Source organism: Kribbella sp. NPDC059898 (genome assembly GCF_042730855.1).
Lineage (GTDB): Bacteria > Actinomycetota > Actinomycetes > Propionibacteriales > Kribbellaceae > Kribbella.
In genome coordinates, this window is the sequence record NZ_JBHWKR010000002.1 from 42,325 (window position 1) to 57,993 (window position 15,669).

The 15,669-nt window shown below is 69.8% G+C and carries 10 protein-coding genes and 1 pseudogene; 1 reads left to right on the top strand and 10 read right to left on the bottom strand.

Annotation, left to right across the window (positions count from 1 at the left end; genetic code table 11):
- Positions 1 to 386: 386 nt before the first annotated feature.
- A complete protein-coding gene (locus ACFV9C_RS05785; RefSeq protein WP_380190929.1) occupies positions 387 to 1,739 on the bottom strand; it encodes an MFS transporter in 1,353 nt (450 codons plus the stop codon).
- A 269-nt stretch (positions 1,740 to 2,008) separates the two neighbouring features.
- Between ACFV9C_RS05785 and ACFV9C_RS05790 the strand changes: the two genes are divergently transcribed.
- Positions 2,009 to 3,016 carry an RNA polymerase subunit sigma-70 gene (locus tag ACFV9C_RS05790; RefSeq protein WP_380190930.1) on the top strand — a complete coding sequence of 336 codons (1,008 nt, stop codon included), beginning with the start codon at positions 2,009 to 2,011 and terminating at the stop codon, positions 3,014 to 3,016.
- Here the strand turns inward: ACFV9C_RS05790 and ACFV9C_RS05795 are convergent.
- The 9 genes and pseudogenes from ACFV9C_RS05795 to ACFV9C_RS05835 form a co-directional block, all read right to left on the bottom strand.
- A pseudogene (locus tag ACFV9C_RS05795) lies at positions 2,967 to 3,347 on the bottom strand (SMP-30/gluconolactonase/LRE family protein); the annotation flags it as partial. The gene ACFV9C_RS05790 and the pseudogene ACFV9C_RS05795 sit on opposite strands and share 50 nt — an antisense overlap.
- Before the next feature lie 34 nt (positions 3,348 to 3,381).
- Positions 3,382 to 3,738: a hypothetical protein gene (locus ACFV9C_RS05800; RefSeq protein WP_380190931.1), complete on the bottom strand. Its 357-nt coding sequence runs from the start codon at positions 3,736 to 3,738 to the stop codon at positions 3,382 to 3,384.
- Between the two features lie 145 nt (positions 3,739 to 3,883).
- A complete protein-coding gene (locus tag ACFV9C_RS05805) occupies positions 3,884 to 5,122 on the bottom strand; it encodes a TIGR02679 family protein (RefSeq protein WP_380190932.1) in 1,239 nt (412 codons plus the stop codon).
- Positions 5,119 to 9,204: a TIGR02680 family protein gene (locus ACFV9C_RS05810; protein ID WP_380190933.1), complete on the bottom strand. Its 4,086-nt coding sequence runs from the start codon at positions 9,202 to 9,204 to the stop codon at positions 5,119 to 5,121. The genes ACFV9C_RS05805 and ACFV9C_RS05810 overlap by 4 nt, the downstream gene beginning before the upstream one ends.
- Positions 9,201 to 10,385, bottom strand: a complete 1,185-nt coding sequence (locus ACFV9C_RS05815; RefSeq protein WP_380190934.1) for a TIGR02678 family protein — start codon at positions 10,383 to 10,385, stop codon at positions 9,201 to 9,203. Before ACFV9C_RS05815 ends, ACFV9C_RS05810 begins: the two co-directional genes overlap by 4 nt.
- A complete protein-coding gene (locus tag ACFV9C_RS05820) occupies positions 10,382 to 11,914 on the bottom strand; it encodes a TIGR02677 family protein (protein ID WP_380190935.1) in 1,533 nt (510 codons plus the stop codon). The genes ACFV9C_RS05815 and ACFV9C_RS05820 overlap by 4 nt, the downstream gene beginning before the upstream one ends.
- A gap of 348 nt (positions 11,915 to 12,262) precedes the next feature.
- Positions 12,263 to 12,910, bottom strand: a complete 648-nt coding sequence (locus tag ACFV9C_RS05825) for a response regulator (RefSeq protein ID WP_380190936.1) — start codon at positions 12,908 to 12,910, stop codon at positions 12,263 to 12,265.
- Positions 12,907 to 14,073, bottom strand: a complete 1,167-nt coding sequence (locus tag ACFV9C_RS05830) for a sensor histidine kinase (RefSeq protein ID WP_380190937.1) — start codon at positions 14,071 to 14,073, stop codon at positions 12,907 to 12,909. Before ACFV9C_RS05830 ends, ACFV9C_RS05825 begins: the two co-directional genes overlap by 4 nt.
- Before the next feature lie 28 nt (positions 14,074 to 14,101).
- Positions 14,102 to 15,619: an alpha/beta hydrolase gene (locus ACFV9C_RS05835; RefSeq protein ID WP_380190938.1), complete on the bottom strand. Its 1,518-nt coding sequence runs from the start codon at positions 15,617 to 15,619 to the stop codon at positions 14,102 to 14,104.
- Positions 15,620 to 15,669: the final 50 nt, after the last annotated feature.

Below are 15,669 nucleotides of genomic sequence, written 5' to 3' on the forward strand. Positions count from 1 at the left end.
GTCCGGCCTACCGTGACTGAAGAAGCGGTTCGTCACCGGCCAGACTCTCGCCGTCGACGGCGGCATGACGACGGCCTTCTGACCATCAGCGATCTATCTGGTCACCGGCGTGCCGACGAGGACCCGGCCGCCGCCAGAACGCAGCAGCGTCAGCTCGAACGATCTCAGGCCTTCCTGTGTCCGTATCTCTACCGCTCTGGGCGTGAACTCGCGCACCGACCTGCACCGCCACCAGGCCGACAGGTCGGGTCGCGCGGCCGGCAACTCCTTCACGACATGGGCGGCCCGAGGATCATCTGGACGCGTATCGGCGTGCGACGCGCACTGCAGCCTCAACTGCGAAGAGCCGCACATTGATCTCCCTGTCCGGGAATTCGGGGGCAACCTCAACCATTCATCTGGCTGTGGCAGCCGGGGTCCATGTCGGCCGCGCTCATGGCTTGCGGTGGAGGGCGTTGCGTCTGCAGGAGCGGGTCGGGTATCCGGTTGCCGAGTCGCAGCAAGCCGGCTCCGGTCAGTGCTGCCGCCAAGGCGCCGCCCCACCAGACCGCGTCCGGTGAGGTTGCGAGCAGCGCGCCGCCGACCGCGGGGCCGAGGGCTACGCCGGCCAGGAAGGTGAGGCTGTAGAGCGACATGTAGCGGCCGAGCAGATGCGGCGGTGCGAGGTCGGCGACGATTGGGCCGAGCACGATGAACTGCGCGCACTCACCGATCGCGATCACGATCGCGACCCCGGCCAGGACAGTAGTAGCGGTGAGCGTCGAGGTCGTCAGCGTTGCGAGCAGGACAGCGAGCAGGCCGATCGCAAAGAGCCCGCTGGTCGCGGCCAAGGCATGTGTACGGCGCATTCGCTCGACGACGCGTGTGGCTGGAAGCTGCGCGACGACGATGAAGAGCGTGTTGAGGAAAATGACGATGCCGATCTCGCCCGGCCCGACCGGCGTGTGCGCCTTCGCGAACGGCGGGAGGATGTTCGAAAAGAGCGCGCCGCCGGTCAGTATGAGCACGATGTTGGCGGCGGCCAGGACAAGGAAGAGCCGATCGTGAGCGACTGCACGGAATCCTGTTCGCGCGTCGCTCGCCGGAGCAGCATTTGTACTGCGGAGATTCGGGATCCCCACGAGCACAACCAGCGCACAGACACCAAAGGTGACGCCGTCGAGCAGGTACAGCGCCTGGAACGCGCGGAGATGATTGGTGGACGCGATGACGAAACCCGCAACCGTCGCGCCGCTGCCGAGACCGAAGTTGCCTGCGACTCGGCGGAGCGCGATCGAGGAGGCGCGCTGCTCCGCTGTGACCAGGGTCAAGCTCAGAACCTGGTTCGCGGTGCTCGCGACTCCGAACCCGGCGCCGCCGACGGCCGAGCAGAGGAAGGCTTGCCAGGGACGGTCGACGAACGCGAAGCCTGCGTAGCCGAGTGCGCTCGCGAGATTGCCGGTGATCAGGATCGGCTTGGCACGGAAACGATCGAGCAGAGCACCCGAAGGGGGCGTCACGACCGCCGCCGTGGCCATGACCGCCGCCAGCACCAGCCCCGCGGTCGCCGTTGGGAAGCCACGGGCCTGGTGCATGTAGATGATCTCGAAGGGAAGGATCAGTCCAGTGCCGAAGTAGTTGACCGCGGTTCCAGCCTGAAGAACGATGACAGGCCCCGACAGGCCGGTCCGCCAGCCGCCGAACGCGCGAGCGAGCGTCCTGCCCGCTTGCTTCCCGCGGTGAGCTGCTTTCCGGTGCATGCCTGAGACGCTCATCAGCGCCCGCGGCCGCGCAGATCGAGAACACCGAACACCACGCGCTCGGCCGATGCGGACGATTCCATCGCCAACCTCCAGGGGGTCGCTGCCAGCTGCCGCGGGACGATCCGGTGCGCGGATCGTCCGGGCGGTCGCTAGTGCATACACCGCGGCGCTGGAGAACTGGGCGCCCGCGAGCCGCCCAGTTCGCGTCGTGGGCGGTGTATATACCGGGTAGAGGCACGACAAGGCGCGGACGGAAGGGGTGCAAGATGGTGCCGGCCGATCTGCTCTCGCGGGCGCGGGCCGGGGACGGCGAGGCGTTCCGGGAACTGGCCGAGTCCCACCGGCGGGAGTTGCAGGTGCATTGCTACCGGATGCTCGGATCGTTCGCCGACGCCGAGGACGCGGTCCAGGAGACGATGCTGGCCGCCTGGCAAGGCATCGGCGGGTTCGCTGAGGAACGCGCGTCGCTGCGCACCTGGCTGTACAAGATCGCCACCAACCGGTGCCTCAACGCGCGCCGCGCGGCAAGCAGGCGCCCGGCCAGGGAGTGGGATATGTCGCAGTTCCAACCGCCCCTGCCGACCCCGCGCGACGAGGCCGCCTGGCTGCAGCCGTTTCCTGACGCGTTCCTCGAGGGCGCCGTCGACCAGCCGCTCGGGCCGGCAGCCCGCTACGAGCGGAGCGAAGCCATCTCGCTGGCCTTCGTGGCCGCCCTGCAGGTGCTTCCGCCCCGTCAGGTTGCCGTCGTCATCTTGCGCGACGTCCTCGGATTCCACGCCGGCGAGGTGGCCGGCATGCTGGATGCGACTGTCCCATCGGTCAACAGTGCCCTCAAACGAGCCCGCGCCGGTCTGCAGCGCCGGCAGCAAGCCGCCGGCCATCAGCCGCCCGCGGCAGGTTCGCCCGACGAGGAGGCGATCGTGGGCATCTTCGCCCGCGCGTGGGAGTCGGCCGATCTCGACGCGCTGGTGGCCCTGCTGACCGACGACGTCTTCATCGCTATGCCTCCGGAGCCATTCGGGTACGAGGGCCGAGATGCCGTCGCCCGCTACTGGGCCCGCCAGTTCGGCGCGGGCCGCAGGTTCGACCTCGTGCCGACCCGAGCCAACGGCCAGCCCGCATTCGGGGCATACCTGCGCGTCCCGGCCGGAATCCGCCACGCGGCCGGCCTCTACGTGCTCACCCTGGTCGGTGACCGGATCTGCGCCATGACCCGCTTCGAGGTCAGCGTGTTGCCGTGGTTCGGGCTACCGCGATCGCTCCCGGCCCGGTGACGAGTCCTGGAGCAGCGATCGTGAGCAGCAGCGATCCTGGCTGGGGAATACTCCCTCGACTACCAGAGCCTGAGCAAGATCCCCAGCCCAGCCGCCGCCGGGCGGCGCCGCGGCCGAATCGGAGGACGTCGCCCGCGACACGTACCCGGCCGATCCGCCCAGCACACAGATCAGGACCACGATGGCAGCGCGCTCGCCCCGAGAACCAGGGAACCGCCTCGCGACGTGGTCGAGCCGGCCGGACGGTGAACAGCCGGACCGCGCCGCCTCCCCACAATGCGACCCAGACGCCGCCGTCCGCGTCGATCGTCAGACCGTCCGCAGCTCCGTGTTCGACGTCGCCTGCACGAACGGACGCCGGTTCCTCAGATCGTGGTCGAGCACGTCGATCCGATTTGTTGCCGTGTCGACGTAATAGGCCGTGCCGCCATCAGGGGACCAGGCGAGCCGGTACGACGAGGTCGGAGCGCCGCAGCCACCTTGCCGACGTACTGTCGCCGCACCTCGCCGGAATCGCTCAATATCAGCACGTCGCCTGCGAGCATGTCGACCCACCGCAGCCCGGTACGATCCGGCCACCAGACGGGACCTTCGCCGTGCTCGGTCACCACCGGAGTGATCTGTTCTGCCGCAGTCATCGAACTGCTTGCGGCTCGGGCTGCTGAGCCTCCTGCTTGATCCGGGAAAGCCGCCTTGACCAGTTGCAACGCCTCGGCGTACATGTCGATCGGCGCCAGTTGCGGATCTGTGAGTGGCTCCGTCAGGGCGAAACGCTGCCGACGCGGCCGATGTCGGGATGGCGTCGATGGCGACGGAGCACGGCGACTCGTTCCGTCGCCATTGTTGGAGGAGTTACCGCTGCATGAGTCACTGCGCGAGGTCGGACAGGAGGTGGTCCAGGACCTGCTCTTCTTCGATCGCGCGGTCGGTCTTCGCCATCGTCTGGGCGAGCTGCGGATCCCAGGTCGCGGCGACGGGCGTTCCCCGCAGCGCGTGGCCTCGGCGCGGGACTGTCCCGGCCGCCGCCGCATAGTCCGCCGCGCGGAATCTCCAAGGGCGTGCGGGCACGCGATCGAAGATCACGTTGCCGATGCGGAGTCCGCCCCAGTCGAAGTCGCCGTGGTAGACAAGCTGGGCTCCGTCGGCTGTCAGCCGGCGTAGCAGGTGCAAGACCGCCGCGCTCGGCTGGCCGTTGCTGCACACCAGCGGCGCGCACCCCGGCCCGAGCCGGTCCGCGGCGGTCGACACGAGGATCGGGTTCTCGCAGACGAAGACGTACGGCGCCTGCACCAGGATCTCGTCACGGACCAACTGCCGCAGTGTCAGTACAGCGGGCTGACCGTCCTCTCGCAGAGCACCCAGCGCGCGCCCCGTCGCAGACGTGCGAGTCCCCGGAAGCCCCAGCGTGAGCACCGTCGCAGACAACTCGTCCCGAAGAATACCGACCGACGCCCACACCTCTCGCCTCCACTCGGCACCGCTCCCGGAGGCGAGACCTGACAGCGCTCTGGCCGCGCTGAGCGCCAAGGTCGCCAGCGGCCGTCCGTCGTCGAGTGCGTGGGCACGCCCGGCCACGCGCGCAGCGAATCCGCCGAGCAGCTCACCTCGAGCAGGCAACTCCCGGACGACCGCTGCCAGATCAGCGAGTACCGGAACTGCCGCCGGCGGCGTCCCTGTCAATCGCCGGACGAGACCGCTTCGATCCAGTTCACCGAGCCACTCGGTGAGCTCGGGCCGTCCCGCGACCGCCTCGCGCAACGGCCCGAATGCGAGTCGCCAGGCGTGGACCTGCTCGGCGGCCACCACCCGACGATCGATCACCTCGCCGGTCAGGGCGATGATCGCAGCCGGAAGGCCGTCCGGGCTCGCCCCGGAGTCGCGCAGCAGCCGATCGAGCGCAGGCAGCGAGACAGTGAGCGCCCGGCCCGGCACCGGTCGCCGGCCCAACAGCCGCTGCACCGCCGACCGCTGCGAATCCGTTGCGTCCGGCAACATGACGCTCGTGTCCAGCGGCGTGCCGCGCTCCATCCGCTGACGCACCCGGAGTACCAGCCAGGCAAGGTCCTCGGAACCGAGCAGGCGCCGCAAGCGGTCCTCGTCGGTCACTCCCACAACCCGTCCTGCGGTACCTCGACGGTGCCGTGAACATCATGATCGACGCGGGTCCGCCGTTGTCCGTCCCATTCCCAATTGGTGACCAGGACCGCCGGTACGCCGTCCGCGCGGGCCAACTGCGAAATCGCCAAACCAGGCACCTCCGGATAGCAGCCCCACTCACGCTCGCTGGTCATCACCACATCGAGATCGAACGCCGCCAGCAGACCCAGGTACTTCGCCCGCGCGTTGTCGTCGACCCCCGCGAACGCCTCGTCGAGGGTGATGAGCCGCGGAGCGTGTGGGTTCCCGGCCGAACTGTAGTGCGAGGAGGCCGCTGCGAACAGCGGGACACTCGCCGCGAGGACCCGTTCGCCACCGGACGCCGGACCGGTAGCCGACTTCCACTGCCCGTTCTGGTACCGCTGGATCACGAACTGGTTCCACGTCCGATAGTCCATCGCCGCGGTCAGGTGCTCCAACCAGGTACCGGTCGTATCCTGGGCGCGGACCTCGGCGATCCGAGCCTGGAGGAAGTCTCCGACGGCGGCACGGTCCTCCGGCGCCCATGCGTCCGAGGTCTGGCGCAGCAGTCGTTCCCGGGCCGCGGCGAGGCCGGCCGGACCGTCGGGCCGAGGCTGCCAGAGCAGCCGGAGCCGCATGCCGGTGCTGGTCGGGCGATTCTCCAACTCTCCGTTCATCGCCGCGACTTGAGCCTCGGCGGCTGCGATCAACTCCTGCAAGGTGCTGGCCACCTCGTTGACCAGGTGGTTCTCGAGGACCTCCCGCTCGCGTTCACTCAGCAGCCGTTCGCGATCGGCCACGTCCGTGCTCAGCGCCTCGGCCAACTGAGCGACCGTCGCCGGCCGGCCCTGGAACTCGACCTCGACGACAACGCCATCCTCCTGCAGATCCGCCGACGCACGGTTCCCGTGCCGTGACAACGTGTCCTGCAAGGTCTTCAGCTCTGTGTTCAGCCGGTGCTGAGCACGATCCCAGACCGCATCGGCGGCGTCCACCTCGCTCAGTTCGTCGTTCACCCGACGAGCCAGACGCATCGCGGGGATCGCCGCCCACGACGTACCGGCATCGGGAATCTCCAGCCCGGGCAGCGCGACGGCCAGCAGCCCGGTGCCGGCGAATCTGCGGAACGACTCGGCTGCTTCGGCGCGCCGGTCCGCGGCCTCGTCGAGTTGCCGGGTCAGAGTATGGAGTCGGCCATTGGCCTCACCGCGCGCCTCGATCGCCTCGTCGACCCCTGCCCGGGCTGCGTCCTGCGCTGACTGGTTGGCGCGGAGCAGTTCAGTGGTCTCGGCGAGCTGGGCCTGCAGCTCGGCCACCGCAGCTCCGACTGTGTCCTGCAGGGTCCGGTGCCGCTCGGCATCCGCCGTTGCTTCCTGTGCGACGTCATGGGCACGAAGCGCGAGGTCGGCAGACGCACGTTCGGCCACCCGCAGATCGCCCGCTGCCTCCGCGACCTGTCGCGCCGCATCCCCGGCCGCGGACATCGCCGGCCAGAGCTCAACCAGGGCCATGCGGTAGTTGCCCAGCGCGGTCGCCACCCCCGACAAGGCCTCCAGCTCGGTCGGCAAACCAACGTCGATTGCCGCTGTCTCCAGCGTAGACCGCGCTTGCTCAGCTGCCTTGACCGCACCGGCTTCCTTGCCTTCAGCAACTGTGCGGCGCGCGCTGAGCCCCGCCTGCTCCGCGACGAGCCCGAGTACGACGCTGTGCGCCTTGCGCAGCTCCGTATCAGACGGCACGGCGGCGACCTCCAGGGCGAGCGTAGCTTTCCGCTCGTCAAGGCGTTGCCGGGCCAGTTCGAGATCGGCAAGTTGCGCCTCGACTGCGGCTGCCTGCTCGCGCAGTTCGGCCAGCCGAACTCGCCGGGCCGCATCGCGCGCCGTGCGGCCGATGAGGGTCGCGGTCGGCTTGTGCCATCGGCCGGCCAGCACGCCCAGCCGGAACCGGCCGTCGGTGGTCACCCAGGTGTGCACGTCCTGCTCGCCGTACCCGATAGAAGACAGCAGCACGTCGATCAGCTCGCAGGACACTGCGCTCAGCTGTGGATCGTCGGGATCGGTCACAGCTCGCAGGACGGCGCCGAGGTGGACAGGCGCCGCATCGCCGCGGCGGAGCAGGACGTCATCGGTCTCCGCCGCCCGCAGCTCCCCTTCGGGTGTCACCCACGCGTCAAGGAGTCCGGCGACCTCGAGCGCCGCCTCGACCCCGGCACGGTCCACCTCGACGACGTCGTCCGCGAACTCGACCAAGCGCCACAGGGGACCGCCAGGCCGGTTCTCCCTCGCCGACCGATCCCGCGTGTACGGCGCCGGCGGGACCGTGTCCTCACCCCGCTCCAGCCGGACGATCTCAGCGGTCAACTCCTGGCGGCGGATACGCTCGGATCGATGGCGCGCCGCGACGTCCGCGGCGTCGGTTGCGAGCCCGGCGGCCAGGGATTGGCTTGCAGTGGCCACCGCAACGGCGGCCGGGTTCGGGCCGTCGAGGGTCTCCACCCACAGGTCCAGCTCGGCCAGCAGGTCCGCAGAATCCGTCACTCGGAGCTCGGCAGCGCGCTCCAGATGACGGCGGACCTGCGACACCAGGTCAGCCCCCGCCCCGGTGACGGCGTCCGCCGCGGTCCGGCGCCGCTCCGCGAGGCCCGCGGCTTCGGTGTCGAGCTCGGCCAGCTCCCGCCGTACGAGGGACACCTCGTGACCGGCTGCATCGACCGCGCGGAGCAGTCCGCTCACATGGTCGAGCGCGCGCTGCTGGCGACTCGCGATCCTGTCGCCCTGCACACGGAGCTGAACCGGGTCGCCACCAGCCTCGACTGCCACGTCAATGCGATCCGCGTGATCGACGGCGACCCGCGCCGCCGCCGCAGCGTCGACGGACTGCGCCCGAATCCTTCCCAGCAGCTCGTTCTTGGCTGTCCGCCGTTCCTCGGCAGCCGCGAGCCGCCCTTGCTGCTCCTCGACCTTGGTCTCGGCCTCGCCGCTTTCACCGGTCAGCCGCTCCGACTCCGCCCGCGACCGGCGCGCATCGTCGGCCGCCCGCTCCAGCTCACGGGCACTGCGCATCTCCGGGCTCACGCGCAGGGCCGTCTCCCTCGCCTGCAGACGAACACGCTCCGACTCGGCAGCCGTCAACCGGCCTTTCGCGGCAGTCAACCGGCTCTCGGCGTCGGAGACGGTCTGCTGCACGTCGCCGAGTTCCTTGCTCACCCGTTCGAAGGCGCTGTGCGCCTCCCGCGGCAGCCTGGCACGCCGCCGCGAGGCGATCCGCGCATAGCGCCGATAGTGATCCAGGAACGAGCTCGCCGCATCGCGCGCCTCTGTCATCGCTTCCAGCGCGGAGCGGTCCTCCTCGAGACTGCGGAACGCCTCGGCAACGTCGGCGATCACCGCCTGGTCCAGCGGCGGCAACGACTCTGTCAGGGCCGCCGACAGCATCTTCTCACTGGGACGTTTCGACAACTGCGGTTGCCGGAGCTGGATCAGGAGGTCGACGAGCACGCCGTACCGCTGCTCGCCCAGGCCGAACAGACTGTCGTCGACCGCCCGCCGGTAGTCGCGCGCACGGTCGTACACCGTCCCGCGGTCGTCGAGTATGTCGTTCAGCCGATCGCGCGTCAATGCGGTCCCCGTCGCGTCGACCAGCGACAGATCCGCGCCGACCCGACGGCTGGTGACGAAGAACCAGTGCCGCGCGATGCCCCGGCCGGCCACCGCCTTGAGACCACAACCGATCGTCCGGAAGTGGGCGGTGCCGTCGGCGTCCAGCCGACCGAACTCCAGCCAGGCGTAACCGAGGCGTTCGGCATGCGGATGGTCTCCGCCGAGCAGCAGGTTCCACTCCATCCGCTTCTTCGGATCGGCATCCGGTTCGACGCGATGCGCGGACAGGTCGCCGTCGAGCAGGAACGGCAAGGTCAGCGCGAGGACCTTCGACTTCCCGGTCCCGTTGTTGCCCCGCAACAGCAGCCGCCCGCCGCGGAACCAGAACTCCTCCTGGTCGTAGTAGAAGAGGTCCACAAGGCCGGCCCGTAAGGGCTGCCAGCGCTCGAGCCCGGGGGCTGGAAGGATCACAGGGGCTCCTGAATCGTCGGCTCCGCCACGCCGTACCGGGAGAGCGCGGGTCGTGCAGTGACCACGTCACCGACGCGCGCGATCAGCCGGAGCGCCTCGAGCCGGGCGAGAGCTGTCGCTGCGAGCACCCGCTCGGCTCCGGGATCGGCGACATCGCGCCGCCAGTAGCCCTTGTGCTCGACGGCCTTGCGACGCAGCAGGTCGTGGATCTCCTCCACCGGCACGTCCCGGCCGGCCCGACTCGCGAGGTACTCCGCGGTGAGGAGGGTGGCATGCCCTTCGGTCCCGCTCTCCGGCATCCGTACGTCGGTCAGGTCGTCGTACGGATCGACCATCGCCAGACCCTCGGCACGCACTTCGGCCACCAGCCCCGTCAACTCGGTGATCCGGGCGGTGATCGCGGCGCGTTGGCCTTGCAGGTAGGTGCGCTCCACCTCGTCGAGCTCCGCGTAGTACAGCACCGGTTCCTCGAGCAGACGACGGGTCAGGTGGTGGCGGATCCGCTGGTTCCGCAGATCGTCCGTGGTCGGCGGAAGCTCGCGGGTCGAGGCCGCCAGCCGCTCGCCGAAATCAGTTGCCTCGATGGTCGACGGTCCGCGCGACGCGGTGAGCAACGCACCGAGGACGCGTCGCCGTACGTCGTACAGCACGTCGCCGGTGTCCTTCACGAAGGCGTCCTCGTCGCCGGCCACGCGGCCGAGGACGCCGATGTCCATCAGCAGCCGGACCACGGCCACCATGTCGGCCCGCTCTTCACGTCCTTCGAGCTGGAAGACGACACCGGCGCCAGTCAGGCGTGCATCGGCTGCTCCGAGCACCACCTGCTCGGCCAGTCTGCCGAGGGTGATTTGTGCCTCGGCCCTGCTCAAGGCCGCGAGCGCCAGGCAGACCAGCACGTACCGCCGCCGTCCGAAGGCCTGCTTCGATTTCACGTCCCGCGCCGGATGAGTTGCGTCGCCCGGACCGGCGACGGCCTTCGCCAACCGCGCCATCTCGCTGTCGACGACGAGGTGCCAGCCGGTGTTGCGCTCGAACCAGTCCCGGAGCACCGGCGCGTGCCGGCGTACCAGGACGAAGTCGTCGTCCGACTGTCGTAGCAGGGGGCGGCGCAGCAATGCCCTTGCCGCCCGGCGGGACTCGTCCGCGCGCGATGCCGCCAGCGCATCCGTCAGGCCGCTCATGCGCTCTGCTCATCGATGTCGGCGGCCAGCAGATCTACGATCTCGACGAGATGGTCCGGACCGCGGAAGCTGCCGTCCGGGGTACGGATCACGGCGCGCCGCCCGTCGTCGAGCGCAGTGAGACGGATCGCCATCGTGCCGTCGGATGTCGTCGTCTCGACCACACGCCGGCCGGGCACCCGGGCCGCCAGCGCGTCGCCGAGCAACGCCAGGAAGGTGCGGAACGCCGCCGGGTCGAGTTCACCGAGATCCGACAGGCGGGTCGGACGCGAGGTCGCCAGCAGCTCCCGCGCGGCCGCTGCCTCGGCGGACTCTCGGCGCGCCAGGTCGGCGAGGTAGGCACGCTGGGGCGACCGATCGACCACGCGGCTGGGCTTACCACGCCGCTCGTAGCTTCCGGTCCGGCGGAGCCGCGGGCTGATCACCAGCGGCGGGGCGTCGGCCCAGGGCGTCTGTGCGGGGACCATGGCATCGGCGGTCTCGTTCGCCGAGAGGTGGCGGGCGCCGTTCAGACCGAACGACGCCCGCCACAGCCGGTGCAGCTCGTCCTCGCTCGGCGCCTCCGCGAACCACTGTGCCAAGGCACGGAAGTCCGCCGAGCGGTCGGATCGTCCGGAGCGGCGCTCGTTCAGCACCGCGACGACCTGGAGGAGTTGGGGAATCGCGGCCCGTGCCTGCGCCCGCAGCAGCTTCGCCTGGCTCGGATGGTGCGGCTCACTCACGAACCAGGCACAGAATCCTTGCCAGCGCTCCTGCCACAACTGGAGGCCGCGCTCGAACTCCACCGCACGCGGATCGTCCTCCCCGGATGCGCCCGGTGCGGCGTCCTCGGCCTCACGCCAGGCGGCGCCGGCCAGCAATCTGCCGACATCCCGGCGTTCCAGTTCAGCTATCAGGGCAGCGATCTCGGCACCGATACTCACCAGGTCCTTGATGAACCGTTCCAGATAGTCGATCAGCCGATCCTTGTACGCACGGAACACGTCCGCATCAGCATCGTGCAGATCGATCGTGCGCTGCAGCGAACTCATGAAGGCGCGCGCGTTCCCGGCCAGATCCGTGAACCGGTCAACCAGCCCGCGCAGCAGCAGATGCACCTTGGCCGCATCGGGCTGGGCGGCCTCCGACAGCTCGGTCAGCGCACGCAACTGCATCGCGATGTCCGCCAGGGCGACCGCCTGCAAGGCCCCACGCCGACCCAGCGCCTCGTCGTACGCCGACACTGCCTGCTCGACCGCCTCGCCGGGCACCGTCAACTGGTACAGAAACCGGGAGCGATGGAAGTCCTCCACCGATGTCACCCGGCTCGTATCCGGGTCCGCTCGCAGATTGCCCCACTCCACGAGCCGGGCGAGGGCATCGGTGATCACCAGCAGCTCCGCCGCGTCGCGCATCGACGTACGCACGTCCTCCGGCCGCAGGTGCACGACGAACCGCCTCTTGGCCTGCACGAACGCGTCCATGACGGCCCGGTACAGCCGCTCGTTCGGCGCCGTCAGATAGCTGAACGGCGTGAAATCTCCCTGCACTTGGTCCTCCTCCCGATCTGGCCGACGCCAGCGTACCGAGCGTCACCGACACTGCCGCGGGCCATCTGCCACGCCGGCCGCGCCGATCGGGGTTTCTCCGCTGCTGACCGGCCCGGCCGGCTTCGAGGGGCGGTTGTCCACGGACGGCGGATCGGCGTCATCCGCGACGACCTTCCCGAGCAGCTGCTCATCCAGCTGACGCTGAGCGTGCTACAGACCATGGGAGGACCAAATGAACACCGCCGTCGTCACACCGGCCAGATTGCCTCGGCGACCGCGCCACCATGGACGTCGTGCCCGCGAATATCCGACGGGCCGCCGCGGACGGCGCAGACGGCTCGCGCCCGGTCAGCGGACGAGGCCTGATTCCCAGGCCCAGACGGCGATCTCGGTTCGGTTGCGGGCCTGGATCTTGCGCTGGATCGAAGACAGGTGCGATTTCACCGTCGACAGCGAGATCAGCAGTTCGGCGCTGATCTCGGCGTTCGTCCGGCCGCGGGCGATCGCTCGCGTCACGTCGAGTTCGCGTTCGGTCAGCGGCGGCTCGGCGCGGCAGGTCTTGCCGGTCGGCCTGCTGAAGTGCTGCAGGAGGCGGGTGGTGATCGACGGGGACACCAGCGAATCGCCGTTCGCGGCGGCGTGCACGGCTTCGACGAGCAGCCGCGGGCCGGCGTCCTTCAGCAGGAAGCCGCGGGCGCCGGCTTGCAGTGCCTCGTGCACGAGCTCGTCGAGGTCGAACGTCGTGACCACCAGCACGCGCAATGGATCCGCCACCTCCGGTCCGGCGAGCAGCCGGGTCGCGCTGAGGCCGTCCAGCTGCGGCATCCGGATGTCCATCAGCGTCACGTCCGGCCGTAACTCACGAGCGAGCGATACCGCCCGCTTGCCGTCCTCCGCTTCGCCGACGACCTCGATGTCGGGCTCGCGTTCGAGGATGAGCCGGAAGCCGGTACGCACCAACGCCTGGTCGTCCGCCAGCAGGACTCGGACAGTCATGCGTCCACCTCACCAGACAGCGGGAGTTCGGCGAGGACGCGCCATCGACGCCCGCCGTGGTCGTCCTCTTCCCCGGCGGTGAGGGTCCCGTCGAGCGCACCGATCCGCTCCCTCATGCCGATCAGTCCGTACCCGCCGGCGGTACGCCGCGCACGGCCCGGCCGGATCCCGTCGTTCGTGACCTCGACGCGGAGCAGCCTGCCCGCGGGCTCCACGGCGACCGTGACCGTCCGGGCGTCCGGCGCGTGCTTGCGGACGTTCGTCAACGACTCGAGGACGATGCGATGCACGGTCGACACCGTCTCCGGTGCGACGGTCAGGTCCTCCAGGCCCGGCGCGAGCCGCAGGTCGACGTTCGCGTGATCCGCAACGGCTGCCTCTACAGCGGCCACCAAGCCGTCGGAGGTGAGCGGGACAGTCTGCTCAGGGCTCCGCAGCATCGTCACCAGGCGTCGTACGGCGGCCAGCGCCTCGGCGCCGGCGCCCTCGATCTCGCGCAGCACCTGCTGTTCGGGGCCGTCCGCCAGCACGACCTGGGCCGCCTGGGTCCGGACCACCACCCCGGTGATGTGGTGGGCGACCAGGTCGTGCAGCTCCCGGGCGAGCGCGAGCCGCTCCCGGTTCCGCGCCGCCACGAGCTCGGCCTCGCGCCGCGTGTCGGCGTCCCGCAGCATCAGCCCGATCGCGACGCTGCAGCCCCACAGGATCGTCCAGAACACCGCGAGGGTGAGCGTGGTCGAATCCCTGCCGTAGCGGAGCATCGGCGCCGTGACGAGTGCCAGCCCGCCGACGATCGCGACCGCGATCGCCGGCCGGGATCGGAGCCGATGGCAACCGGCTCCGATCAGCAGGACCAGCCCGACGGTCTCGCCGTCACCGCCAAACGGGGCGGCCGGCTTCGCGAAGAAGCCGACCGCGCTGCAGATCAGCGAGACCGCGAACGCGGCGGCCACGATCTGCATGATCGCTCCCGGGTACCGGCGCCGCAGCAGCGCCAGCGCGCTGATCACGGCCCCGGACCCGAAGAACACCAGGGCGCCCGGTGTGACCTGGTCGTGCAGGATCAACCGGCGTACCGCTTCGTCGCCGTTGAAGCCCACCAGCGCCACGACCTCGAGGGCGATCAGGATGCGGCCCAAGGTCCGGTCGGTACGTCGGATCACCGGATATTTCGCCTTTCCTCGTGGAGTCTCAGCGGGGTGCCGCGTCCGCGGAACAGTGGTAGTCGCGGTCCGGCAGCCGGCCCGTCAGCAGGAACGACGTCGCGGCCGTGTTCGCGCACTGGTTCTTGTTCAGCAGGTACACACCGTGCCCGCCCTGGTCTGCCGTCACCATCCGGGCCCGGTCGCCCCACGCCTTCCGCAGCCGCTCGGCGCCGGCCAGCGGGGTCGCGGGGTCGCGGAGGTTCTGCACCATCAGCACGTTCGACGGGCCGTCGCCGCCGACCCGCACCGGCTCCTCGACCGGCTTCGGCCAGTAGGCGCACGGGTTGATGTTCGCCCCGGCCGCACCGAACAGCGGATACCGGACCCGGTCGACAGCGACGTTCCGCTGGTACGACGCCGGCGACGTCGGCCAGTGCGAGTCGTTGCAGATCATGTAGTAGCGAGCCGAGATCAGGTTGTCCACGTCGGCCGCCGTCGCCTTGGCGGTCACGCCCGCGGGCAGCGGCGCCGGCGGCTGGTTCGCCTCGAGCGCCTTGAAGACCTCGGCGAGGGTGGCCAGCTGCGTCGCGCCGTACGAGTAGCCGAACGTGATCAGCCGGAACAACGCCCCGTCCCACACGACGTCGGGCCCCTTGACCGGCGTCCGGTCCAGGCGCGCCGCCAGCCGCAGGTACGTCGCCTTCACCTGGGCCGCCGTACGACCGAGGCCGTACTCGCGGTAGTTGGCGGCGACGTACTTCGCGAAGTCGGGGAACCGGTCGTCCATGCCCTGCGACCACAGCCGCTGACTCTGGTAGTCCCACCCGGCCGGCCCGAGGTTGCTGTCCAGGACCACACGGTCGGTCCGGTTCGGGAACATCGTGGCGTAGACGGAACCGAGGTACGTGCCCCAGGACGCACCGAGGTACGACGTCTTCTGCTCGCCCAGCGCGGTCCGGATGCTGTCCATGTCGCGCGCGGTGTTCTTGGCGCTGACGTACGGCAGCATCCAGGCGGTGTCCGAGGCCGCGCACTGCTCGGCGATCTTCCGGGACTGCTCGGCCCGTTGCGCGACGTCGGCCGCGTTCCGCGCGTACGGCGGGATGTTGCCGAAGAGCTGCTGTTCCTCGGTCAGGTCACACTTCACCGGCGTACTCCGGCCCATCCCTCGTGGGTCGAAGCCGACCAGGTCGTAGCTGTCGAGCACGGCCTGCGGCATCTTCACCGCCACCAGGAACGCGAGGTAGCCCAGCCCCGGGCTCGGACCGCCCGGGTTCGTCAGCAGAATGCCTCGCCGCTTCTCCGGGTTCTTGCTGGGCAGCCGCGAGACGGCGATGTCGATCGTGCGGCCCTCGGGCTTCTGGTAGTCCAACGGGACCTTCAGCGTCCCGCACTGCATTCCCGCCGGCAACGGCACTCCGTCACCGACATCCTTGTCGCACTCGCCCCACTTGATGTCCTGCTTCGGCTCCGCGGCAGTCACCGTCCTCGCCTGCGAAACCCCCGAGACCGTCGCTGCTGCCATTGCGGCAACAGCCACGGCGATGGTCACGACCTTTCGCATCCTGACTTTCCCTCCAGCCGGCACACGTTTCTGACGGCTGTCACTCTGCC